Below are 21,774 nucleotides of genomic sequence, written 5' to 3'. Positions count from 1 at the left end.
CCGCCGAGCGCGGCGACCCCGGAGCGTCCCGCGCGGCCGGGCGGGCCGTACTCTGTGCAGGATGCAGCTACAGCAGCTCGCCTACTTCGTCGCGGTCGCGGAGGTGCGCCACTTCACGCAGGCCGCGGAGCTCCTGCGGGTCGCGCAGCCGTCGCTGTCCAAGCAGATCCGCGCGCTGGAGAGCGAGCTGAACGTCTCCCTGTTCCGGCGGGCGCGCGGCAACATCACCCTGACGCCCGCCGGCGAGGCGCTGCTGCCCCTGGCCAAGCGCATCCTGGCGGACGTCGACACGGCCCGCCTCGAAGTGCAGGAACTCGCCGGCCTCAAACGCGGCCGGGTGCGCCTCGGCGCCACCCCGTCCCTGTGCGCGGGCCTGCTGGCGGACGTCCTGCGCCGCTTCCACGACAGGTATCCGGGCATCCAGCTCATCGTCGAGGAGGGAGGCTCGCGCGACCTCGTCCGCGAGCTGACGCGCGGCTCCCTCGACCTGGCCCTGGTCATCCTGCCGCTGCAGGGCGACCCGCCCCTGGACACGACCCCGATCCTGCGCGAGTACCTGGTGGTGGCCTCGCCCGCGGAGCAGCGGTCGCTGCCGCGCCGCTCGTACCTGCGCATCGAGGATCTCCAGGACCGCCCCCTGGTGATGTTCCGCCCCGGATACGACCTGCGCGAGGCGACGATCAGCGCGTGCCGGGCCGCCGGGTTCGAGCCCAGGTTCGCCGTGGAGGGCGGCGAGATGGACGCCGTGCTCCGCTTCGTGGAGGTCGGCCTCGGGATCGCGGTCGTGCCCAGCATGGTCCTCGCCGGACGCCCCGGCCTGCGCGGAACGCCGCTCGTCCTGGCCGACGAGGAGGCGCGCCGCGGCCGCCACGGCCCCGGCCTCCTCCGCACCGTCGCCCTCGCCCACCGCAAGGACGTCGAGCTCACCCACGCCGCGCGCGCCTTCCAGGAGACCCTGCAGGCGTTCCTCGTGGAGGCCGGCGAGGCCGGCACCCTCCCCGCCGGCGTCGAGAACCTCGTCGACGCCTAGCTTCCGCGGCCCGTCAGGCCCGCGGTTTCTTCGGTCGCCTCCCGGAACCGGAGGCGCGGTCAGGCGGTCAGCAGGTCCCGCAGCAGGCGCGCCCGGACGGCGTCGTCGTCGCCCTCGGGCAGGTGCCAGGGGCAGGCGACGTCGAGCGCGGCCACGCGACCGGTCGCCAGGATGCGGCGCACCGAAGCGACCACCGCGTCGTAGGAGGGGCCTCCGCCCACCGGGAACTTGAGGCCCGGCAGGTCGTCCTTGTCGATGACGTCCACGTCGATGTGCAGGAGGAGCGGCCCGTCCGGCAGGGCCACGTCGTCCACCGGGCAGTGCCGCACCCGCGAGGACGCCAGGAACTCGGCCTCGGCCGGGTCCAGGTCGCGGGCGTCCACCAGCACGGCGCGGTCCTCGGGCAGGGGGCGCAAGCCGAGTGGGTCCGCCAGCAGTCCGGTGTCGGCGCCGAGGATCTGCCGCAGCGGCATCCCGCCGATGTAGCCGGAGGTCGAGCTCTCGACGGTGTGGATGTCGCCGTGCGCGTCGAACCAGACGACGGCCGCGTCCACCCCGGCGCGCTGGAGACCGGCGAGGACGGCCTCCGAGGTCAGGCAGTCGCCGGAGACCACGGTGGGGCGGGTGCCGCCGGCGACCTGGTCGGCGACCTCGGCGGACACGAGCTCGAACAGGGCCGCGACGCGCTCCCACACGCCGCCTTCGGGCAGGTCGCGGGTGACCGGGACGACGTCGGGGCCCGGCAGGGGGAAGGACGAGTCGGGCAGCCGTTCGTCCTGGTGGTAGGGCACGAGTGTGATCATGCGTTCACCCTAGAACGGCCCCGCCCGGTACTCCGGGCGGGGCCGGGATCGGGGGCCCGTGCGGGCGCGCGTCAGCGCTTCCTGCCGCCGGCGGTCGCCTTCAGGTAGTCGCCGTTGAGGCGGCCGATGACGTCGAGCGGGATCTCCTTCGGGCAGACGGCGGTGCACTCGCCGGTGTTGGTGCAGCCGCCGAAGCCCTCCTCGTCGTGCGCCTCCAGCATGGACACGACGCGGTCCCAGCGCTCCGGCTGGCCCTGCGGCATCAGGCCCAGGTGGGTGATCTTGGCGCCGAGGAACAGCGCGGCCGAGCCGTTCGGGCAGGCCGCGACGCAGGCGCCGCAGCCGATGCACTCGGCGGCGTCGAACGCGCGGTCGGCGTCCGGCTTCGGCACCGGGGTCGAGTGCGCCTCCGGCGCGGTGCCGGTCGGCGCGGTGATGTAGCCGCCGGCCTGGATCACCCGGTCGAACGCCGAGCGGTCGACGACCAGGTCCTTCACGACCGGGAACGCCTTGGCCCGCCACGGCTCGACGTCGATGACCTCGCCGTCCCTGAACTTGCGCATGTGGAGCTGGCAGGTGGTGGTGGCCCGCTCCGGCCCGTGCGGCGTGCCGTTGATGACGAGGGAGCACATGCCGCAGATGCCCTCGCGGCAGTCGTGGTCGAACGCCACCGGCTCCTCGCCCTCGGCGATGAGCTTCTCGTTCAGGACGTCCAGCATCTCCAGGAACGAGGCGTCGGGGGAGATGTCGTCGAGCTTGTACTCGACCATCCTGCCCTCGTCCTGGGGGCCGCTCTGGCGCCAGACGCGCAGTGTGAGCTTCATGATTACGTGTACGACCTCTGCTACTTGTACGACCGCTGCGTCGGCTTGACGTATTCGAAGTCCAGGACCTCCTTGTGGAGGATGGGCTGCTCGCCCTCCCCGGCCCACTCCCAGGCGGCGACGTAGCCGAAGTTCTCGTCGTCCCGCTTGGCCTCGCCGTCCTCGTCCTGGCTCTCGGCCCGGAAGTGGCCGCCGCAGGACTCGGTGCGGTGCAGCGCGTCGATGACCATCAGCTCGGCCAGCTCGAAGAAGTCGGCGACGCGGCCGGCCTTCTCCAGCTGCTGGTTCAGCTCCTCGCCCCTGCCGGTCACCTTGACCCGCGTCCAGAACTCCTCGCGCAGCGCCGGGATCAGCTCCAGGGCCTTGCGGAGCCCCTCCTCGGTGCGCTCCATCCCGCAGTACTCCCACATGATGTGGCCGAGCTCGCGGTGGAAGGAGTCGACGGAGCGGTCCCCGTCGATCGACAGCAGCTTCTCGATCCGGGTGCGCACCCGCTCCTCGGCCTCGCTGATCGCGGTCTCGGCGACCGGCGGGAGCTGGTTGCGGGCGATGTAGTCGCCGATGGTGTTCGGGAGGACGAAGTACCCGTCCGCCAGTCCCTGCATCAGCGCGGACGCGCCGAGCCGGTTCGCGCCGTGGTCGGAGAAGTTCGCCTCGCCGATCACGAACAGGCCCGGGATCGAGGACTCCAGGTCGTAGTCCACCCACAGGCCGCCCATCGTGTAGTGGACGGCGGGGTAGATGCGCATCGGCGTCTCGTACGGGTTCTCGCCGGTGATGCGCTCGTACATCTGGAAGAGGTTGCCGTACTTGGCCTCGACCTGGTCGCGGCCGAGCCGCTCGATCGCGTCGGCGAAGTCGAGGTAGACGCCGAGCCCGCCGGGGCCGACGCCGCGCCCCTCGTCGCAGACGTTCTTCGCCGCGCGGGACGCGATGTCGCGCGGCACGAGGTTGCCGAAGGACGGGTAGATGCGCTCCAGGTAGTAGTCGCGCTCGTCCTCGGGGATGTCGTACGGCTTGCGCGTGTCGCCGGCCTTCTTCGGCACCCACACCCGGCCGTCGTTGCGCAGCGACTCCGACATGAGCGTCAGCTTGGACTGGTGGTCGCCGCTGACCGGGATGCACGTCGGGTGGATCTGCGTGTAGCAGGGGTTGGCGAACAGGGCGCCGTGCCGGTGGGCGCGCCAGGACGCGGTGACGTTCGAGCCCATCGCGTTCGTGGACAGGAAGTACACGTTGCCGTAGCCGCCGGACGCCAGCACGACCGCGTCCGCCGTGTAGTGCTTGATCTCGCCGTTGATGAGATTGCGGACGACGACGCCGCGCGCCCGCCCGTCCTCCATGATCAGGTCGAGCATCTCGTGCCGCGGGTACAGCTCGACGTTGCCGGCGTCCACCTGCCGCATCAGCGCCTGGTAGGCGCCGAGCAGCAGCTGCTGGCCCGTCTGCCCGCGGGCGTAGAAGGTGCGGGAGACCTGCGTGCCGCCGAACGAGCGGTTGTCGAGCAGGCCGCCGTACTCGCGGGCGAACGGGACGCCCTGCGCGACGCACTGGTCGATGATGTTCCGGGAGATGTCGGCGAGCCGGTACACGTTCGACTCGCGGGAGCGGAAGTCGCCGCCCTTCACCGTCTCGTAGAACAGCCGGTACACGCTGTCGCCGTCGTTGCGGTAGTTCTTCGCGGCGTTGATGCCGCCCTGCGCGGCGATCGAGTGGGCGCGGCGCGGGGAGTCCTGGAAGCAGAACTGGATGACGTGGTAGCCGGCCTCGCCGAGCGTCGCGCCCGCGGAGCCGCCCGCCAGCCCGGTGCCGATGATGATGATCTTCTTCTTGCGCTTGTTGGCCGGGTTGACCTGCTTGGCGGTGAACTTGCGCGTCGTCCAGCGGTCCTCGATGGGGCCCTTGGGCGCCTTGGTGTCGGCGATCGGCTCGCCGGTCCTGTAGAAGCTGTCGGTCATGGTCAGCTCACCCATCCGAACGTGATGGAGACGGGGACCGCGACGAAGCCGAGCGTGATCAGGGCGGCGGTGGTCGCGGCGAGGCCCCGCAGGGCGTTGTGGCTGCGCGGGCTGCGCAGGCCGAGCGTCTGGAACGCGCTCCAGATGCCGTGGTTGAGGTGCAGGCCGACGAGGAGGACGGCGGCGACGTACCAGACGGTGATGTACCAGCGGGACGGGTCGAAGTCGGCGACCATCCGCTCGTACGGGGTGGCGTCGGCGCCCTTGGGGTTCACGACGAAGAACGTGAGGTCCAGCAGGTGCCAGATGACGTAGACGGCGATGATGACGCCGCCGTAGCGCATCGTGCGGGCGGCGTAGCCCTGCGCGTGCGACTTCTTCCTCGACCGGTACTTCACCGGGCGCGCGGCCGAGGCGCGGCGGGCGAGCGACACCGCCGACCACATGTGCAGGGCGACCGAGACGGCCAGCACGACCTCGATGAGGGTCAGGACGGCCCGGTGCGGTACCGCGGGCTCACCGATCGTGCGGAGCCAGTGCGCGTAGTGGTTGAAGTCCTCCGCGCCCATGAAGATCTTCAGGTTGCCCACCATGTGCGCGACCAGGTACAGCACGAGGACGCCGCCGGTCACCGCCATGACGGCCTTCTTGCCGACGGTCGATCGGTAGATCGCAGGTATCGCTATAGCCACGACCTGCACCGTATGTCCGGATTGAAGAATAGTTCCAAGTCATCAGCGCACTCGTGGCGATAGCCGCAGGCTATGAACGCACGCCGCGCCGACCTTGTGTCCGTTCCGTAACGTTCCGCGCGGTGAGTGATCTCACAGCGTTACCGGGAACTCCGGAAACGAGTGACCCAGAAGACATTGACCGAGGTCAGCGGCTTGTGCTTAGCAGGGGGCTCAACCCTGTCCGGGCTGCCGGGACAGCAGCAGGACGGCGAGGTCGTCGGTCAGGGCGTCCCCGTTGAGGCGCTCCACCTCGGTCACCAGGTCGTCGATCAGCGCGCGCCCGGTGGCGCCCCGGGCGCGCGCCACCCGGGCCAGTTCGACGAGGCCGTCGGTGCCGAGGCGGTCGGAGCCGTCGCCGACCCGGCCCTCGATCAGGCCGTCGGTGTAGAGCATCAGGCTCCAGGACTCGCCGAGGTCGATCTCGGTGGTCGGCCACTCGGCGCCCGGCAGCAGGCCGAGCGCGGGGCCGTGCGCGTACTCCGGCAGCGCCGCGACCTCGCCGTCCTCGCCGAGGGCGCCGCGGAACAGCAGCGGCGGCGGATGCCCGGCGAGGTGCATCCGCGCGGTCCGCCGGGACGGCGCGATCGTGATCATGCAGAGCGTGGTGAAGATCTCCTCGCTGCGCCGCTCGTGCCCGAGGACGGTGTCGAGGGTGCCGAGGAGCTGCTCGCCGGTGTGCCCGGCGAGCACGAGCGTCCGCCAGGCCATGCGGAGCTGGACGCCGAGCGCCGCCTCGTCCGGGCCGTGCCCGCAGACGTCCCCGATCATCAGGTGGACGGCGCCGCCCTCGGTCTGCACGGTGTCGTAGAAGTCGCCGCCGAGCAGGGCGCGCCGGCGGCCGGGCCGGTACCGGGTGTGGTGCCGCAGCGCCGGGTCGTCGATGAGCGGGACGGGCAGCAGCCCGCGCTCCAGCCGGGCGTTCTCCCGGCCGAGGATGCGGGCCTCGACGAGCCGCCGCTCGGCCTCCTCCGAGCGCTTGCGCTCGATGGCGTAGCGGATCGCGCGGGCCAGCAGCGGCGCGTCGACCTCCTGCTTGACCAGGTAGTCCTCGGCGCCGGCGGCGACCGCCTGCACGCCGAGGTGCGCGTCGTCCAGGCCGGTGAGGACGACGACGGCGGCCGGGCCGGACAGCGCCAGCACCTGCCGCAGCCCGTCCAGCCGGTCGATGCCGGGGGCGGACAGGTCGACGATGATGCACTGGGTGCGCCGCGTCAGCGACCGCCGCGCGGCGGCGAGGTCGGGCGCGACGGTGATCTCGACGTCCACGCCGCTCTCGGCGAGCATCTTCTCGACCATGCGGACGTCGGAGGGGTCGTCGTCGATGAGGAGCAGGTCGATCCTGTCCTCGGTACCCGTCGTGTAGGGGTACGACGGACGGCTGGGCATCTGATGGCTGAGCGTGCTCACAGGGCTTCCGGAAGTCGGGCTGACGGCACTGGCAACGGCCGGTAACGTCCCGCTTATTCCCGCGGCCGCGGGTGGGCGCGACGGACCGCGCCGGGGCAGCGGCATTGGCCTAGCCGCCAGGGTCCCGGCTCAAGGAGCGGAGGAAGCGTCGCTCCGTACGTCCCAGACCTTAGCGTGTCCTCACCTCGCGGCGCACCCCCTGAGCGCGTCCCGATGAGTATTTCCGGTCTGTCCGAAACCGATCGGCGCAGGTGAAAAACCAGTCGAACTTTCGGTGTTCCGCCGCATAACCTGCGTCGAGTGAAGCCGTTGCCGGAAAAGGATCCCGGCCGGCCAGATCACCGGACACCCGCGCGCTACCTGCTCTGGCTGCTGCGCGCCCAATGGCGCAGCGTCTCCGCCGGCGCGTCCCTCGGCGTGGTCTGGATGCTCGGCCAGGCCCTCATGCCCGCCGCGATCGGCCGCGCCATCGGCGACGGCCTCGCGGCGCGGGACGAGCGCGCCCTCCTCACCTGGTCCGGCGCGCTGCTCGGCCTCGGCGTCGTGCAGGCCGCCGCGGGCGCCGCCCGGCACCGGTTCGCCGTGTTCAACTGGCTCGCGGCCGCCTACCGGACGGTCCAGATCGTCACCCGGCAGGCGACCCGGCTCGGCGGGACCCTGCCGAAGCGGCTGAGCGCGGGCGAGGTGGTGAGCATCGGCCTGTCCGACGTGTCGCACATCGGGGACGCCCTCGACATCGTGTCGCGCGGGTCGGGCGCCGTCGTCGCGATCGTGGCCGTCGCCGCCATCCTGCTGAGCGCGTCGCCGCCGCTCGGGCTGATCGTGCTGGTCGGCGTCCCGCTGATCCTGGCGATCGCGGCGCCGCTGCTGCGCCCCTACCGCGACCGGGAGCTCGCCCACCGCGAACTGGTCGGCGAGCTGAGCACGCACGCCACCGACCTGGTCGCGGGGCTGCGCGTCCTGCGCGGCATCGGCGGGGAGGCGCTGTTCTCCGCCCGCTACCGGGCCGAGTCGCAGCGGGTGCGCGGCGCCGGGGTGGCGGTCGCGCGGGCCGAGACCCGGATGAACGGGGCCGAGGTCCTGCTGCCCGGCCTGCTGATCGCGCTGGTGACCTGGGTCGGCGCCCGGTTCGCCGCCGACCGGACGATCGGCGTCGGCGAGCTGGTCGCCTTCTACGGCTACGCGGTGTTCCTGATCGTCCCGCTGAAGACGCTCGGCGAGGCCGCCGGCAAGATCACCAAGGGGCTGGTCGCGGCGGGCCGGGTGACCGCGCTGCTGGCGATCGACCCCGAGCTGCCGGCCGCCGGCACGGCCCGGCCGGCGGCGCCCGCGGAGCTGGTCGACATCGCGTCCGGGCTGGTCGTGCGGCCGGGGCGGGTCACCGCGATCGCGGCGGGCGACCCGCGCGACGCGCAGGCCGTCGCCGACCGGCTCGGCCGCTACGCCGGCGGCGACGTCGACTTCGGCGGCCTCCCGCTGCACGAGGTCGCGGACGTCCGCGAGCGGATCCTCGTCGCCGTCAACGAGGACCGCCTCTTCGCCGGGCCGCTGGGCGAGTCCCTGGCGCCGGACGGCGACGAGGCGGCGCTGCGGGCCGCGATCCGCGCCGCCTGCGCCGAGGACGTCGTCGCCTCGGTCGGCCTGGACGCGCACGTGGCCGAGGCCGGGCGGGAGTTCTCCGGCGGCCAGCGGCAGCGCCTCCGGCTGGCGCGGGCGCTCGCCGCCGACCCCGAGGTCCTCATCCTGGTGGAGCCGACCAGCGCGGTGGACGCGCACACCGAGGCCCGCATCGCCGAGCGGCTCGGCCGGGCGCGCGCGGGCCGCACCACCGTGGTCTGCACGACCAGCCCGCTGATGCTGGACCGCGCCGACCACGTCGCCTTCCTCGAGGACGGGGTCGTCGTCGCCGAAGGACGGCACCGCGACCTGCTCGACGAGGACCCGCGCTACGCGGCCGCGGTCACCCGCGGCGAGGCGGTGCGGGGAGAGGCGGAGAGGCCGGTGAGCCCGTGAGCGCCGAGATCCTGCCGATCGCGACGCCCGCGCAGGTGCGGGCGTACGCGCGGCGGCTCGTCCTGCGCCATCCGCGCGCCCTCGCCGGGATGCTGGCGCTGCACGCGCTCGCCGCCGCGGCGGGCCTGGTGACGCCCCGGCTGCTCGGCGCGCTCGTCGAGGACGTCCGCGACGGCCGCGCCGCCGTCGACACCACCGGCCTCGCCATCGCCGGGTTCGTGATCGCGCAGGGCGTGCTGATCCGGTACGCCTACCTCGCGTCCGCGAAGCTCGGGGAGCGGGTGCTGGCCGAGCTGCGGGAGGAGTTCGTCGACCGGGTGCTGGCGCTGCCGCTGCCCACGGTGGAGCGGGCGGGCACCGGCGACCTGGTGACCCGCGCGTCCCGCGACGTGGACACGCTGAGCACGTCGGTCCGGTACGCGATGCCGGAGACGCTCGTCGCGGTCGTCGTGGGCGGGTTCACGCTCGGCGCGCTGCTGCTGAACGGGCCGCTAGTGGCGCTGCCCGTGCTGGTCTCCGTCCCGTCCCTGGTCGCGGTGATGCGCTGGTACCTGCCCCGCGCGCACCGCGGCTACCTGCGGGAGAACGAGGCGTGGGCGCGGATCGCGGAGGGGCTCACCGAGACCGTCCAGGGCGCCCGCACCGTCGAGGCCCTCGGCCTCGCCGAACGCCGGCACCGCCGCGGCGACGCCGACATCGCGTCCTCCTACAGGGCCGAGCGGTACACGCTGCGGCTGCGCACGGTCCTGTTCCCCGTGGCCGAGCTGAGCTTCGTCCTGCCCGTGGTCGCGACGCTCCTGGCCGGCGGCCTCCTCTACCTCCACGGCATGGCGACGCTCGCGCAGGTGACCGCCGCGACCCTCTACGCGCAGCTGCTCATCGAGCCGGTCGACACCATGCTCTCCTGGCTGGACGAGCTGCAGCTCGGCAGCGCGTCGCTGGCCCGGCTGCTCGGCGTCGGGAACGTCCCGCCGGACCGGACCCCGAACGGGCGGCGGCCGTCCGGGGAACGGCTCGCGGCGCGCGGCGTCCGCTACGCCTACCGGCCCGGCGACGACGTCCTGCACGGCGTGGACCTCGACCTGCGGCCCGGCGAGCGCCTCGCGGTGGTCGGGCCGAGCGGCGCGGGCAAGTCCACCCTCGGCCGCCTGCTCGCCGGGGTGGACGGCCCGCGCTCCGGCTCCGTCACGGTCGGCGGCGTCCCGCTGGTCGAGCTGCCGCTGGACGGGCTGCGCCGCGAGGTCGCCCTCGTCACGCAGGAGCACCACGTGTTCCGCGGCACGCTCCGGGAGAACCTGCTGATGGCCCGCGCGGACGCGTCCGACGACGACGTCCGCCGGATGCTCGCGGCCGTCGACTGGGACGGCCCCGGCCTGGACACCGTCGTCGGCTCCGGCGGCGCGGCGCTGACGCCCGCGCAGGCGCAGCAGCTCGCGCTGGCCAGGCTCGTCCTCGCCGACCCGCACACGCTCGTGCTGGACGAGGCGACGTCGCTGCTCGACCCGCGCGCGGCGCGCCGCCTCGAACGCTCGCTCGCCGCCGTCCTGGACGGCCGGACCGTCGTGGCGATCGCGCACCGCCTCCACACCGCGCACGACGCCGACCGCGTGGCGGTGGTGGAGGACGGCCGCATCACCGAACTGGGCACCCACGAGGACCTGCTGGCCGCGCAAGGCTCCTACGCGGCCCTATGGCGCTCCTGGCACGGCGGCTCGACCACCTAGCCGTCCTCGTCGACGGGGGTCAGCCGGAGAGGGCCGACTTCAGGTAATCGATCTGGATGTGCAGGAGGTTCTCTGCGACCACCTCTTGCGGGGTCATGTGGGTCACTCCCGACAGGGGCAGGACCGTGTGCGGGCGGCCCGCCGCCAGCAGGGCGGACGACAGGCGGAGGGTGTGGGCGGCCACCACGTTGTCGTCCGCCAGGCCGTGGATGATCATCAGCGGGCGCTTCAGCTCGGCGGCCCGCTCGATCAGGGAGTTCGCGGCGTAGTTCTCCGGCTCCTCGTCCGGGTGCCCCAGGTAGCGCTCGGTGTAGTGGGTGTCGTACAGGCGCCAGTCGGTGACGGGGGCGCCCGCGATGCCCGCGTGGAAGACGTCCGGGCGGTGCAGCACGGCGAGGCCCGCGAGCCAGCCGCCGAACGACCAGCCGCGGATGCCGACGCGGTCGAGGTCGAGCGCGGCCGGGTGCCTGCGCGCCGCCTCGATCAGCGCGGTGATCTGGTCGTCCAGGACGGGGCCGACGAAGTCGCCGCGCACCGCGCGGTCCCACGCCGGGCCGCGCGCCGGGGTGCCGCGGCCGTCGGCGATGACGACGGCGAAGCCCTGGTCGGCGAGCCACTGCGGCTCGCAGAACATCCGCTGGACGGCGAGCACGCGCTGGGCGTGCGGCCCGCCGTAGGGGTCCATGAGGACGGGCAGGCGGCCCTGGTCGGGCGTCCACCCGGTCGGCAGCAGCACGGCGGTGCGGATCTCCCGGTCGCCGGCGCGCAGCAGCTCCACCCGCGGGGTGATCACCGGGGTCTCGGCGAACGAGGCGACCGGGTGCGTCCCGGCCGGCGTGCGCACCTCGATCTGCGCGCCGGGGGCGTCGAGCCGCGCGCCCGTCACCACGGTGACGCCGCCGGAGCGGACGCCGCCGAAGACGCCCTGCCCCTCGGTCAGCCGCGACACCTCGCCCGCCTCCCAGGAGTACAGGTGGATCTCGGTGGGCTCCTCCGAGGCGGTGAACAGGATCGACTCGCCGTCCACCCCGAGCACCGCGCGGACCTGCAGCCCGGCGGGCGTCACCGGCTTGCCCGCGACGGTGATGCGGCGCGTGTCGGTGTCGCGGTCCTCGGTCGTCCAGACGAGGTCGCCGGAGTCGGTCCGGGCGGGCAGGCCGGGGACGATGTCCGTCCACACCGGGTCGTGCTCGGTGTGCACGAGGGACGTCTCGCCGTTGGACGGGTCGACGCTCAGCACCCGCTGCGAGCGCTGGTCGCGCGGCTGCACGACGATCAGCAGGCCGTGCCGGTCCCAGGAGGCGGCCACGAAGTAGGGGAACATGCCGCGGTCCCACGCGACGCCGGTGCGGCGGCCGTCCACCTTGAGCAGCGCCAGCGACACCAGCGCGTTCGGCGTGCCGGCGGCCGGGTAGGCGATCTCGGACGGCGGCCGGTCGGGGTTCGCGGGGTCGGCGATGTGCCAGCGCTGCACCGGCGTCTCGTCCACCCGGGCGACCAGCAGGGACCCGCCGTCGGGCGACCACCAGTGGCCGCGCATCCGGTCCATCTCCTCCGCGGCGACGAACTCGGCGAGGCCGTAGGAGATCTGGTCGGACTCCGGCCGGACGAGCGCCCGGTCGTCGGTGCCGTCCATCTCGATCAGCCGCAGCGTCCGGCCCGACACGTAGGCGACCCGCCGCCCGGCCGGGTCGGGGCGCGGGTCGAACACGGGCGCCTGCGCGGGCAGCTCGCGGACCAGCGCGGTGTCGAGGTCGGCGACGTAGAGGCGCCCGGCCAGGGTGAACACGGCCTGCCTCATGGCCCGGTCGGTCGCGTAGCCGACGATGCCGCCCGCCTGCTCGCGGGCCCGCTCCCGCCGGGCGCGCTCCTCGGCGGGCAGGTTCTCCTCCCCGGGGACGTCCAGCGCGGCCGGGTCGGCGACGCACCGCTCCTCGCCGGTCGCGGCGTCCAGCGTCCACAGGCAGGTGACCGGGTCGTCGCCCGCCCTGGTGCGCAGGAAGACGACGCGCGACTCGTCCGGCGCGATCTGGAAGGCGCGCGGGACGCCGAGGCTGAACCGTCGGGTGCGGGCGCTCTGCCGCGGGTAGCTGATGCTCATGGCATCCGAGTCTGCCAGGATGCCGGTGAAGTACGGCGCACGGCGGCCTCCTGCCCCTATGATCACGGGTCGTCGCGTGGTGGACGGGGAATGTCCCGTGCCCGGGTCCGCGCTCGCGTAAGCTCAAAGCTTCCCCAAGCACTCATTTCATCGCGGGCTGAGGAGTGGTCAATGCCGGAGCTGCAGCCGGGAGATCCCCGGCGGCTTGGCTCGTACGAGATCGTCGAACGGCTCGGCGAGGGCGGCCAGGGCGTCGTCTACGCCGGCGTGGACGCCTCCGGGAACCGGGCCGCGATCAAACTCCTCCGCGCCGACCTGGCCGGGGACACCATGGCCCGCACCCGGTTCGTCCGCGAGGCGCAGGCGGCCAAGCAGGTCGCGCGGTTCTGCACCGCGCAGGTCCTGGAAGCCGACGTCGCGGGCGACCAGCCGTACATCGCCAGCGAGTACGTGCCGGGCCCGTCGCTGTACAAGCAGGTCACCGAGAGCGGCCCGATCGGCGGCGCCGCGCTCGACCGGCTCGCGATCGGCACCGCGACCGCCCTGGTGGCGATCCACCAGGCCGGCATCGTGCACCGCGACTTCAAGCCGCACAACGTCATCATGGCGCCGGACGGGCCGCGGGTGATCGACTTCGGCATCGCGCGCGCCCTCGACACCGGGCAGACGAACGCGACCAAGGCGATCGGCACGCCGTCCTACATGGCCCCCGAGCAGGTCGCGGGCGCGACGCTCACCGAGGCCGTGGACGTCTGGGCGTGGGCCACGACCATGGTGTTCGCCGCGACCGGGCGCCCGCCGTTCGGCGACGACACCGTCGTCGCGGTCATCAACCGGGTGATGCACGAGCCGCCCGTGCTGGACGGCGTCCCCGCCGACCTGCACCGGCTCATCGCCGCCTGCCTGGCCAAGGAGCCGGAGCGGCGGCCGACCGCGCAGCAGATCATGATGGCGCTGATCGGCAGCGGCCCGGGCGGCGCCGGGCAGACCCGGATGGACCCGGCGCAGGCCGACACGATGCTCGCGGAGGGCTCCACGCTCGCCGCGGGCGGCGCGGCGGGGCTGGGCGCGGCCGGGATGATGGCGGGCTCCACCCACCCCGGCGGCCCCGGCGGCGGGACGCGCCGCGTCTCACCGTCGGAGTACACCGGTGACCTGCCGCCCGCCGGCCCCCCGTACGGCGCCGACCGGGCCCGGTACGGCGACTGGGAGCCCGAGCGCAAGTCCAAGTGGCCGATCGTCGCGGCCGTCGCCGCGATCCTCGTGCTGGCGCTCGTGGTCGGCGTGTACGCGGCGACCCGGGGCGGGGACGAGAGCCCGAACGCGCCGGTCACGCCGTCGGTCACCGACTCCGGGACGGTCTCGGAGGCCCCGACGACCGAGGAGCCGGAGCAGCCGACCCCGACCCGCACCAGGACGCGGCAGACCGCGCCGCCGCCGCGGACGTCCGAGCCGACGCGGCAGCCGACGACCAGCGCGCCGCCCACGAACGAGCCGACGACCAGCGCGCCGCCGACGAGCGGGCCGCCGACCACCGGCGGCGGCGGGGGAGGCGGCGACGACGGCGGCGACGGTGACGGCGGCGGCACCGGAGCGGGCGGCGGAGGCGGCGGCCCGGGCACCGGCGGGGGCCGCTGAGCCGGCCCGCCGGCGCCGCCCCGCGGGGCGCGGGGCAGGGCGGTCATCGCCGTGCCGCCGGGCTCTGAGTAGGCTCGTTGACTATGAAGGAGCCGCGGATCCTGTTCGTCCACGCCCATCCGGACGACGAGTCCATCGGGACCGGGGCGACCATGGCCAAGTACGCCGCCGAGGGAGCCCACGTATGCCTCGTCACCTGCACTCTAGGTGAGGAGGGGGAGGTCATCCCGGAGGAGCTGCGCCACCTGGCGTCCGACAAGGAGGACGCCCTCGGCGAGTACCGCATCGGGGAGCTCGCCGCCGCCTGCGCGGCGCTCGGCGTGCGCGACCACCGCTTCCTCGGCGGCGCCGGGCGGTGGCGCGACTCCGGCATGATGGGCGCCCCCACCAACGACGACCCGCGCTGCTTCTGGCGCGCGGACCTCGACACGGCCGCCGCGGACCTCGTCGCGGTCATCCGGGAGGTCCGGCCGCAGGTGATCGTCACCTACGACGAGCGCGGCAACTACGGGCACCCCGACCACATCCAGGCGCACCGCGTCGCCTGGCGGGCGTTCGAACTGGCCGCCGACCCCGCGTTCGAGGACGGCGCGGAGCCGTGGCGGGCCGCCAAGTTCTACGCCTACGCCACGCCCCGGACCGTCCTCGCGCGGGCGATCGCGGTGATGCGGGAGGCGAAGCTGCCGTTCGCGCGCGTCGCCGGGCTGGACGAGCTGGGCTCCGGCGTCCCCGACGGGCAGGTCACGACGGTCGTGGACGCCCGCGCCCACCTGCCCGCCAAGATCGCCGCGCTGCGCGCCCACCGCACCCAGATCGTCGTCGCGCCCGACGAGGTGGGGCCGTTCTTCGCGCTGTCGAACAACCTCGGCCAGCAGGCGTTCGGCACCGAGTACTTCATCCTGCAGGCGGGGGAGCCGGGCCCGGTCGGCCCCGGCCGCCGCGAGCGGGACCTGTTCGCGGGCCTGCGGGACGCGCACGACTCGATACCCTGACGTCCGTGCACAAGGACGACGACGAGGCGCGGGTCGGCCTCGCCAAGGAGGGCCTCCCGGCGGACGGCGACGCGCCCGGCCTGACCAGGGCCGGCGAGCGCCCGCTGGACGCGTTCGTGTCCGGCGCCGCCTACGCCGCGCTCGGCCTGCTCGGCGGGGTGTTCGGCGTGGTCGGCTCGTTCGCCCAGGACTGGACGGTCGGCTCGGTCCCGGTCGCGGCGATCGTCCTGGTGGCGCTGGTCTTCGCGATGGCCCGGCTGGCCGGCTTCGGGATGGGCGGGCGGCTCGGCGCGACGATCCCCGCGGTGGTGTGGGGCGTCGTGGTGTTCGTCCTGTCGACGCGTCGCACCGAGGGTGACCTCGTCGTCCCCGGCACCGCGGCCGGGTACCTGTTCATCATCGGCGGCATGTTCGCCGCCGTGGCCGGGATCATGACGGTGCCGCCGGCCCGCCCGCCGGGCGACTGGCTGCTCGGCAGGGCGGGCCGGACGCGCGGGTAGCGGCGCCGGTCAGGTCGCCATCGGCGCGGGCTCCGGATCGGCCTGCGCGAGGGCCGTGCTGCTGTTGTGCCCCTTCAGGGACAGGCAGGCGGCCGCGCTGAGCAGGATCACGCCGATCGGCAGCCACATCGTCGGCTTCATCGCGTGCACGAACCCGTGCGAGAACACCTGCCCGGCCAGCTCGTGGACCCGGTGCGCCACGTTCGGCGGGACGCCCGGCGGAAGCTGCTGCCTCGCGCCGCTCTGGCCCGCGCCGACCTCCAGGCCGCCCTTGGCGGCGTCCGCGAACCCCTGCACGAAGCCGCCGCGCAGGTCCGCCGGGAGCGCGGCGGAGCGGGCCGCGGCCTCGTCCCGCAGCGACGACGCGAGCTGGTTCTGCAGCACGGCGCCGACCGCCGCGCTGCCCAGCACGGACCCGACCTGCCGGATCGTGTTGTTCACCCCGGACGCGGCGCCGGCCAGGCGCGGCGGGACGTTCCGGGTCGCCTCGGTCGCCATCGGCGCGAACACCCCGCCGATGCCCGCGCCCGCCACGACGAGCGCGGGGATGAACGCCTTCCAGTCCGTGCCGACCTGGGCGACGAGGACGATCCACACCATGCCCGCCGCGTAGAGGGTGAGGCCGGCCATCAGGATGAACTTGCCGCCGATCCGGTCGGACAGCCGTCCCGCGGCGGGCGCGAGGAACATCGACACGACCGACGACGGCGCCATGACGAGGCCCGCCTTGAGGGCGCTGAAGCCCAGCACCGACTGCAGGTAGATCGTCATCGGCAGGAACATGCCGATCATGCCGACCGAGACCGCCGCGCCGACCAGGTTCAGCACGGTGAAGTTGCGGTCCTTGAACAGGGAGAACGGGACGAGCGGCTCACCGTCCTGGCGGCCGCGCTGGTGCACGACGAAGACGGCGAACAGCCCGATTCCGGCGGCGATCAGGCCCCAGATGCCCTCGTTCCACTCGTACTTCTGGCCCTCGGTGAGCGCGAACGTGACGCAGAACAGGGCCGCGGACGCCAGCAGCACGCCGGCGACGTCGAACCGGTGCCGGACGGTGCGGGTGTGGCCGGGCAGGATCGGCACGGCCATGGCCAGCACCAGGATGCCGATCGGCAGGTTCACGAAGAAGATCCACCGCCAGTCGAGGCTGGTGACGAGCAGCCCGCCGACGGTCGGCCCGGCGATCGTGGACACCCCGGCCACCGCGCCCCACACGCCGAGCGCGGCGCCGCGCCGCTCCGGCGGGAACACCCCGATGATGATCGACATGGTCTGCGGCATCAGCAGCGCCGCGCCGAGGCCCTGCACGGCCCGGGCCGCGATCAGCTGCGCCGGGTCCTGTGAGACGCCGCACGCCAGGCTGGACAGCGTGAACAGCGCCACCCCGGCGATGAACAGGTTCTTCTTGCCCCACAGGTCGCCCAGCCGGCCCGCGGTGATGAGCAGCACCGCGAGCACAAGGATGTAGGCGTTGACGACCCACAGCACCTCGTCCAGCGAGGCGTCCAGCTTGTCGATCATGCTGGGGATCGCGATGTTCACGATCGTCAGGTCCAGCAGCGTCATGAAGAATCCCAGGGAGAGCGTGAGCAGGATCGCCCAGGGATTGCCGCGCCATCTGCTCATGAGTCCCCCTTGTCGCCATGGCGTGGTCGTGGCCGCGGGTGGCAGCGGATCTGCACCTCGTCGTCCTTCCAGGTGAGCCGGCCGGAATCCAGGTCGTCGACCAGCCCCCGCGTGAACTCCAGCTCGCCGCGCACGCGCGCGATCATCCATTCCTGATCGAGGAGCTTGTACCGGTCGAGGCCCTGCTTGCGGAGCGCGTCGTGCGCCGTCTGGTGCGCGGCGAGCGCCGCCTCCAGCGCGACCGTGCGGCTGCGCAGGAGCCGGGCGACCTCGCCCTCGGACAGCAGGTTGACGAACGCCAGCCCGGTGCCGAACAGCGGGAACTCCTCGGCGGGGTCGTGCAGCAGCTCGGCCAGCCGGATCTGCGCGGCGTCCCGCCCGGCGACGGTGACCGCGTAGGTGGTGCGCTCCGGCCGCCGGCCCTCCCGGCTCGTCTCCAGCGGCTCGATGAGCTCGCACGCGGCGAGCCGCTCCACCGTGTGGTACAGCGACCCGTGCGTGATCTTGACGGCCTTGTCGTAGGCGTAGTCGCGGATGCGCTGCTGCATCTCGTACGGGTGCATGGGCCCGTCGCACAGCATGCGCAGCACGGTGAGCGCGAGCGGCGTGAGCGGTCGGGACATGGCGGCGGCCTTGTGGTCGATTCCGATTAGTCCACTTAGACTAATCCACCTGGACCGATTAGCGCATCTTTTTTTATATGCCGGACATGTCCGTGCAGGTCAGCGCGGGTTCGCGCGGGTCAGCGCACGGCGTCCACCGAGTTGGCCGCGCCGTTGCGGGCCACGTAGTCGCCGACCCGGTCCTCCCGGACGGCGGCGAACAGCGCCCGCGCACCATCATCGTCGAGGAGTACGACACTTTGCCCGTCCCGCTCCGCGGTCCTCGCGACCGGGGTGGTCAGATACTCCGTCAGCGACGTCTTCATCAGCCGCTGCGCGAGCCCGCGCAGCGTGCCCGCGGTCACCGAGTCGTCCACGGTGACCGAGCGCGTCACGGCCCGGACGAACCGGTCGATCTTGATCGGGTTGCGGGTGTCCAGCGCCTTGGCCGCGAGCGCGTGCAGGAACGCCTGCTGCCGCTTGATCCGGTCGAGGTCGCCGTTCGGCAGGTTCCACCGCTGCCGGACGAAGTCGAGCGCCTCCGTGCCGTCCAGGTGCCGGCGCCCGGCCTTCCAGTGCCGGCTGTGCTTCGGGTCGTAGGTGTCCTCGGTGATCGTCACGTCGACGCCGCCCAGCGCGTCCGTCATCTTCACGAACCCGCCGAAGTCGAGCGCGGCGTAGTGGTCGACGCGGACGCCGGTGAGCCGCTCCACCGCGCGGATCAGCAGTGAGGGCCCCCCGTACGCGAACGCCGCGTTGATCTTCGTGGTGCCGTGCCCGGGGACGGGCACCCACCCGTCCCGCGGGATGGAGATCAGCGACACGCGGTCGCCGCGCCCGGACAGGTGGACCAGCATGATCGTGTCCGCCCGCGCCCCCATCGAGGGGATGTCGGCGCGCCGGTCGGACCCGATCAGCAGCCAGTTCTCCCCGCGCCCGGAGTCCGCCGGCCGCCCGGCGCCGGTGGGCAGCGCCCCGGCGACCCGCCGCACCTCCCCGTTGTAGGCGCGTTGCAGCAGGTAGAGGCCGCCCGCGAGGAGCAGCAGGACGCTCACCGCCAGCCCGCCGCAGCCGATGACGACCCGGCGCCGGCCCCTGTTCCGCAGCATGCCCCCACACTGCATCCGGGGCGCGCCGCGGGCCGCCGCGCCGGGCGGGTCAGGGACAAGACTTTGACCGCTCGCGGCCTTGCGGTGAACGGCGCGGTGCCGTCAGCGGCCGTCGCCCGCGCGGTCGTCGCCCGCGCGGTCGTCGGTGCCGTCGGTGCGGTCGCCCGTGCCGCCGGGCGCCTGGGTCCCGCCCGGCGGCACGGACGACGCGAAAGGCCGCCGCCGGGCGCCGTTGACCGGCGGCGGCCCTGCTCATCAGCCCTGACCGGCCATGCCGGTCAGCCCTTCAGGGCGATCTCCAGCTGGTCGAGGGCCCAGTCGAGGTCCTCGCGCTCGATGACCAGCGGGGGCGCCAGGCGGAGGGTGGTCTCGTGCGTCTCCTTGGCGAGGACGCCGAGGTCCATGAGGCGTTCGCTGACCGGGCGGGCCTTGCCGTGCAGCTCGACGCCCGCCCACAGGCCGCGGCCGCGGACCTCGCGGACCAGCTCTCCGGGCAGGCGGCCGAGGCGCTCGTGCATGTGGGCGCCGAGGGTGCGGGAGCGCTCCTGGAACTCGCCCGTCTTCAGGATCCTGATGACCTCGCGGCCGATGGCGCAGGCGAGCGGGTTGCCGCCGAACGTCGAGCCGTGCTGGCCGGGCTTGAAGACGCCGAGGACGTCGCGGTCGGCGACGACGGCGGAGACCGGCATGATGCCGCCGCCGAGGGCCTTGCCGAGGACGTAGACGTCGGGGACGACGCCCTCGTGCTCGCAGGCGAACGTGGCGCCGGTGCGGCCGAGGCCCGACTGGATCTCGTCCGCGATCATCAGCGTGCCGTTGGCGGTGCACAGCTCGCGCACCGCGCGCAGGAACCCGCTCGGCGGGACGTTCACGCCGGCCTCGCCCTGGATCGGCTCGATCAGCACGCCGACCGTGGCGCCGTCCATCGCGGCCTTGAGCGCCTCGACGTCCCCGTACGGGACGGTCCGGAAGCCCGGCGTGTAGGGGCCGTAGGAGTCGCGGGCGTCGGGGTCGGTGGAGAAGCTGATGATCGTGGTGGTGCGGCCGTGGAAGTTGCCCTCGAACGTGATGATGTTCGCCTGGCCGGCCGGGACGCCCTTGACCTCGTAGCCCCACTTGCGCGCGGTCTTCAGCGCGGTCTCGACGGCCTCGGCGCCGCTGTTCATCGGCAGCACCATGTCCTTGCCGCACAGCTCGGCCAGCTCGGCCGCGAAGGGGCCGAACTGGTCGTGGTCGAAGGCGCGGCTGACGAGGGTGACGCGGTCGAGCTGGCGGCGGGCGGCCTCGGTCAGCCGGGGGTTGCGGTGGCCGAAGTTGACGGCGGAGTACGCGGCCAGCATGTCGAGGTACCGGCGGCCCTCGACGTCGGTCAGCCACACGCCGTCCGCCTCGGCGACCACGATGGGGAGGGGATGGTAGTTGTGCGCGCTGTGGTCCTCGGACATCGCCCGCAGCTGATCTGTTCGCGACACGACGCTCCTTCGCGGCTCGGCCCGGCCGGTCGGGCCGGGGCATGGCTGGGACACCGGACGGGCGGTCCGGTGCCGAGGGGAGGAGGCCGGGCGGGTCAGGTGGCCGCCGGTCCGCTTCCCAGCGTATGTTCGGAAATGACCGCCGACCAATGACGAAAACCGACTTCGGGGGTGTTATTTGTTGCGTCTTGACGAGCTGGACCGTCGAATCGTTGCGCGCCTCCTGGAGGACGGCCGCGCATCCTACGCGCAGATCGGCGACAAGGTCGGCCTGTCGGCGCCGGCGGTGAAGCGGCGCGTCGACCGGCTGCGCGCGGACGGCGTGATCAACGGCTTCGCGGCGGTCGTCGACCCCGCCGCGCTCGGCTGGACGACGGAGGCGTTCATCGAGATCTTCTGCACGGGCGCCACGTCCCCGGAGGAGATCTACTCCAGCGTCCGCGGCCATCCCGAGGTCGTCGCGGCGTACACGATCAGCGGCGACGCGAGCGCGCTGGTGCACGTGCGGGCCCGCGACATCCAGCATCTGGAGCAGGCCCTCGAACGGCTGCGCCGGGAGGACAACATCACCGCGACGAAGACGTCGATCGTGCTGTCGCGGCTGATCGGCCGTCCCACCGACGCGCCTTCGGGGTCCCCGGTTACCGGCCAGTAGGCTACCGTCATGGACTTCGCGACCGCTGACCTCATCGACGACTTCGGGGACGAGCTGCGCAGCTGCGAGACGCAGTTCCGCCAGTACGGCGCGCGGACGGTGTTCGCCGGCCCGGTCGCGACCGTGCGCTGCCACCGCGACAACGGCCTGGTGAAGAAGCTGCTGAACGGCCCCGGCGAGGGCCGCGTGCTGGTGGTGGACGGCGGCGGGTCGCTGGCGTCCGCGCTGATGGGCGACATGATCGCCGCGGCGGCGGTGGCGAACGGCTGGGCCGGCGTCGTGATCAACGGCGCGGTGCGGGACGTGGCGGCGATCCGCCGGCTCGACCTCGGCGCGAAGGCGCTCGGCTCGAACCCGCGCAAGAGCGCGAAGGACGGCGCCGGCGAGGCGGACGTCCCGGTGTCGTTCGGCGGCGTGGAGTTCCGCCCCGGCGACTGGCTCTACAGCGACGAGGACGGGATCGTGGTCGCCGAGCGCGAGCTTCCGCTGTGACCTGGGCGCATCGCTCGACATGCCAGGACATTCCACGCAAGATCGGCTAAGTCGGCCCTAGCGGGACGGAATCCCCTGTTCTTACGTACCTCTC

The 21,774-nt window shown here is 73.4% G+C and carries 18 protein-coding genes; 8 read left to right on the top strand and 10 right to left on the bottom strand.

Translation table 11 applies throughout. The features are described from left to right. Positions 1-61: 61 nt before the first annotated feature. A complete protein-coding gene (locus ABTW95_RS05705) occupies positions 62-1,030 on the top strand; it encodes a LysR family transcriptional regulator (RefSeq protein WP_396446602.1) in 969 nt (322 codons plus the stop codon). Between the two features lie 59 nt (positions 1,031-1,089). Here the strand turns inward: ABTW95_RS05705 and ABTW95_RS05700 are convergent, their stop codons facing one another. The 5 genes from ABTW95_RS05700 to ABTW95_RS05680 all read right to left on the bottom strand — a co-directional run bounded on the left by ABTW95_RS05700 (position 1,090) and on the right by ABTW95_RS05680 (position 6,735). Further along, positions 1,090-1,833: an arginase family protein gene (locus tag ABTW95_RS05700; RefSeq protein ID WP_500224954.1), complete on the bottom strand. Its 744-nt coding sequence runs from the start codon at positions 1,831-1,833 to the stop codon at positions 1,090-1,092. 71 nt (positions 1,834-1,904) lie between these two features. After that, the gene (locus ABTW95_RS05695; RefSeq protein ID WP_500224951.1) at positions 1,905-2,657 is read right to left on the bottom strand and encodes a succinate dehydrogenase/fumarate reductase iron-sulfur subunit; all 753 of its coding nucleotides are present in this window, start codon (positions 2,655-2,657) and stop codon (positions 1,905-1,907) included. 20 nt (positions 2,658-2,677) lie between these two features. Next, positions 2,678-4,615, bottom strand: coding sequence for a fumarate reductase/succinate dehydrogenase flavoprotein subunit (locus tag ABTW95_RS05690; protein WP_500225044.1), 1,938 nt, complete (start codon positions 4,613-4,615; stop codon positions 2,678-2,680). 2 nt (positions 4,616-4,617) lie between these two features. Beyond that, positions 4,618-5,307, bottom strand: coding sequence for a succinate dehydrogenase cytochrome b subunit (locus ABTW95_RS05685; RefSeq protein WP_500224948.1), 690 nt, complete (start codon positions 5,305-5,307; stop codon positions 4,618-4,620). A 213-nt stretch (positions 5,308-5,520) separates the two neighbouring features. After that, positions 5,521-6,735 (bottom strand): PP2C family protein-serine/threonine phosphatase, encoded by a 1,215-nt coding sequence (locus tag ABTW95_RS05680; RefSeq protein ID WP_500224945.1) that lies wholly within the window; start codon positions 6,733-6,735, stop codon positions 5,521-5,523. Positions 6,736-7,056: 321 nt separating this feature from the next. Here ABTW95_RS05680 and ABTW95_RS05675 point away from each other — a divergent pair, with 321 nt between their 5' ends. Further along, complete coding sequence (locus ABTW95_RS05675) at positions 7,057-8,769, top strand: ABC transporter transmembrane domain-containing protein (RefSeq protein ID WP_500224942.1); 1,713 nt, start codon at positions 7,057-7,059, stop codon at positions 8,767-8,769. After that, positions 8,766-10,493 carry an ABC transporter ATP-binding protein gene (locus ABTW95_RS05670; protein ID WP_500224939.1) on the top strand — a complete coding sequence of 576 codons (1,728 nt, stop codon included), beginning with the start codon at positions 8,766-8,768 and terminating at the stop codon, positions 10,491-10,493. The genes ABTW95_RS05675 and ABTW95_RS05670 overlap by 4 nt, the downstream gene beginning before the upstream one ends. A 19-nt stretch (positions 10,494-10,512) precedes the next feature. On the opposite strand, the gene ABTW95_RS05665 is transcribed toward ABTW95_RS05670, so the two are convergent. Next, the gene (locus ABTW95_RS05665) at positions 10,513-12,594 is read right to left on the bottom strand and encodes a S9 family peptidase (protein WP_396446609.1); all 2,082 of its coding nucleotides are present in this window, start codon (positions 12,592-12,594) and stop codon (positions 10,513-10,515) included. Between the two features lie 171 nt (positions 12,595-12,765). On the opposite strand from ABTW95_RS05665, the gene ABTW95_RS05660 reads away from it, so the two are divergent. From ABTW95_RS05660 to ABTW95_RS05650, 3 genes are all read left to right on the top strand, one after another. Continuing rightward, on the top strand, positions 12,766-14,232 hold the full coding sequence (locus ABTW95_RS05660; protein WP_396446610.1) for a serine/threonine-protein kinase: 1,467 nt from the start codon (positions 12,766-12,768) through the stop codon (positions 14,230-14,232). Positions 14,233-14,315: 83 nt separating this feature from the next. Continuing rightward, a complete protein-coding gene (gene mshB, locus ABTW95_RS05655; protein WP_500224936.1) occupies positions 14,316-15,224 on the top strand; it encodes an N-acetyl-1-D-myo-inositol-2-amino-2-deoxy-alpha-D-glucopyranoside deacetylase in 909 nt (302 codons plus the stop codon). 5 nt (positions 15,225-15,229) lie between these two features. Next, a complete protein-coding gene (locus tag ABTW95_RS05650) occupies positions 15,230-15,724 on the top strand; it encodes a DUF6113 family protein (RefSeq protein WP_500224933.1) in 495 nt (164 codons plus the stop codon). 9 nt (positions 15,725-15,733) lie between these two features. Here the strand turns inward: ABTW95_RS05650 and ABTW95_RS05645 are convergent, their stop codons facing one another. From ABTW95_RS05645 to rocD, 4 genes are all read right to left on the bottom strand, one after another. Next, positions 15,734-17,350 carry a DHA2 family efflux MFS transporter permease subunit gene (locus ABTW95_RS05645; RefSeq protein WP_500224930.1) on the bottom strand — a complete coding sequence of 539 codons (1,617 nt, stop codon included), beginning with the start codon at positions 17,348-17,350 and terminating at the stop codon, positions 15,734-15,736. Next, positions 17,347-17,973, bottom strand: coding sequence for a PadR family transcriptional regulator (locus tag ABTW95_RS05640; protein ID WP_500224928.1), 627 nt, complete (start codon positions 17,971-17,973; stop codon positions 17,347-17,349). The genes ABTW95_RS05645 and ABTW95_RS05640 overlap by 4 nt, the downstream gene beginning before the upstream one ends. Before the next feature lie 119 nt (positions 17,974-18,092). Continuing rightward, a complete protein-coding gene (locus ABTW95_RS05635; RefSeq protein ID WP_396446615.1) occupies positions 18,093-19,061 on the bottom strand; it encodes an LCP family protein in 969 nt (322 codons plus the stop codon). 278 nt (positions 19,062-19,339) lie between these two features. Further along, positions 19,340-20,506: an ornithine--oxo-acid transaminase gene (rocD, locus tag ABTW95_RS05630; RefSeq protein ID WP_500225041.1), complete on the bottom strand. Its 1,167-nt coding sequence runs from the start codon at positions 20,504-20,506 to the stop codon at positions 19,340-19,342. Between the two features lie 208 nt (positions 20,507-20,714). On the opposite strand from rocD, the gene ABTW95_RS05625 reads away from it, so the two are divergent. Both ABTW95_RS05625 and rraA read left to right on the top strand, forming a co-directional pair. Beyond that, positions 20,715-21,188 carry an Lrp/AsnC family transcriptional regulator gene (locus ABTW95_RS05625; RefSeq protein WP_396446616.1) on the top strand — a complete coding sequence of 158 codons (474 nt, stop codon included), beginning with the start codon at positions 20,715-20,717 and terminating at the stop codon, positions 21,186-21,188. A gap of 9 nt (positions 21,189-21,197) precedes the next feature. After that, complete coding sequence (gene rraA, locus ABTW95_RS05620) at positions 21,198-21,680, top strand: ribonuclease E activity regulator RraA (RefSeq protein WP_396446617.1); 483 nt, start codon at positions 21,198-21,200, stop codon at positions 21,678-21,680. The last annotated feature ends 94 nt before the right edge of the window (positions 21,681-21,774 follow it).

Origin of the sequence: Spirillospora sp. NPDC127506, from assembly GCF_040302145.1 — a bacterium.
Taxonomy (GTDB): domain Bacteria; phylum Actinomycetota; class Actinomycetes; order Streptosporangiales; family Streptosporangiaceae; genus Spirillospora.
The sequence above is the reverse complement of the archived record's forward strand: the minus strand, read 5'-3'. Positions and strand labels throughout refer to the sequence as shown.

Excerpts from the sequence above, each read along its gene's own strand:
- ABTW95_RS05705 (WP_396446602.1), top strand. The coding sequence starts at position 62 with ATGCAGCTACAGCAGCTCGCCTACTTCGTCGCGGTCGCGGAGGTGCGC.
- ABTW95_RS05700 (WP_500224954.1), bottom strand. The coding sequence starts at position 1,833 with ATGATCACACTCGTGCCCTACCACCAGGACGAACGGCTGCCCGACTCG.
- ABTW95_RS05695 (WP_500224951.1), bottom strand. The coding sequence starts at position 2,657 with ATGAAGCTCACACTGCGCGTCTGGCGCCAGAGCGGCCCCCAGGACGAG.
- ABTW95_RS05690 (WP_500225044.1), bottom strand. The coding sequence starts at position 4,615 with ATGACCGACAGCTTCTACAGGACCGGCGAGCCGATCGCCGACACCAAG.
- ABTW95_RS05680 (WP_500224945.1), bottom strand. The coding sequence starts at position 6,735 with ATGCCCAGCCGTCCGTCGTACCCCTACACGACGGGTACCGAGGACAGG.
- ABTW95_RS05665 (WP_396446609.1), bottom strand. The coding sequence starts at position 12,594 with ATGAGCATCAGCTACCCGCGGCAGAGCGCCCGCACCCGACGGTTCAGC.
- ABTW95_RS05660 (WP_396446610.1), top strand. The coding sequence starts at position 12,766 with ATGCCGGAGCTGCAGCCGGGAGATCCCCGGCGGCTTGGCTCGTACGAG.
- mshB (WP_500224936.1), top strand. The coding sequence starts at position 14,316 with ATGAAGGAGCCGCGGATCCTGTTCGTCCACGCCCATCCGGACGACGAG.
- ABTW95_RS05645 (WP_500224930.1), bottom strand. The coding sequence starts at position 17,350 with ATGAGCAGATGGCGCGGCAATCCCTGGGCGATCCTGCTCACGCTCTCC.
- ABTW95_RS05640 (WP_500224928.1), bottom strand. The coding sequence starts at position 17,973 with ATGTCCCGACCGCTCACGCCGCTCGCGCTCACCGTGCTGCGCATGCTG.
- ABTW95_RS05635 (WP_396446615.1), bottom strand. The coding sequence starts at position 19,061 with ATGCTGCGGAACAGGGGCCGGCGCCGGGTCGTCATCGGCTGCGGCGGG.
- rocD (WP_500225041.1), bottom strand. The coding sequence starts at position 20,506 with ATGTCCGAGGACCACAGCGCGCACAACTACCATCCCCTCCCCATCGTG.
- rraA (WP_396446617.1), top strand. The coding sequence starts at position 21,198 with ATGGACTTCGCGACCGCTGACCTCATCGACGACTTCGGGGACGAGCTG.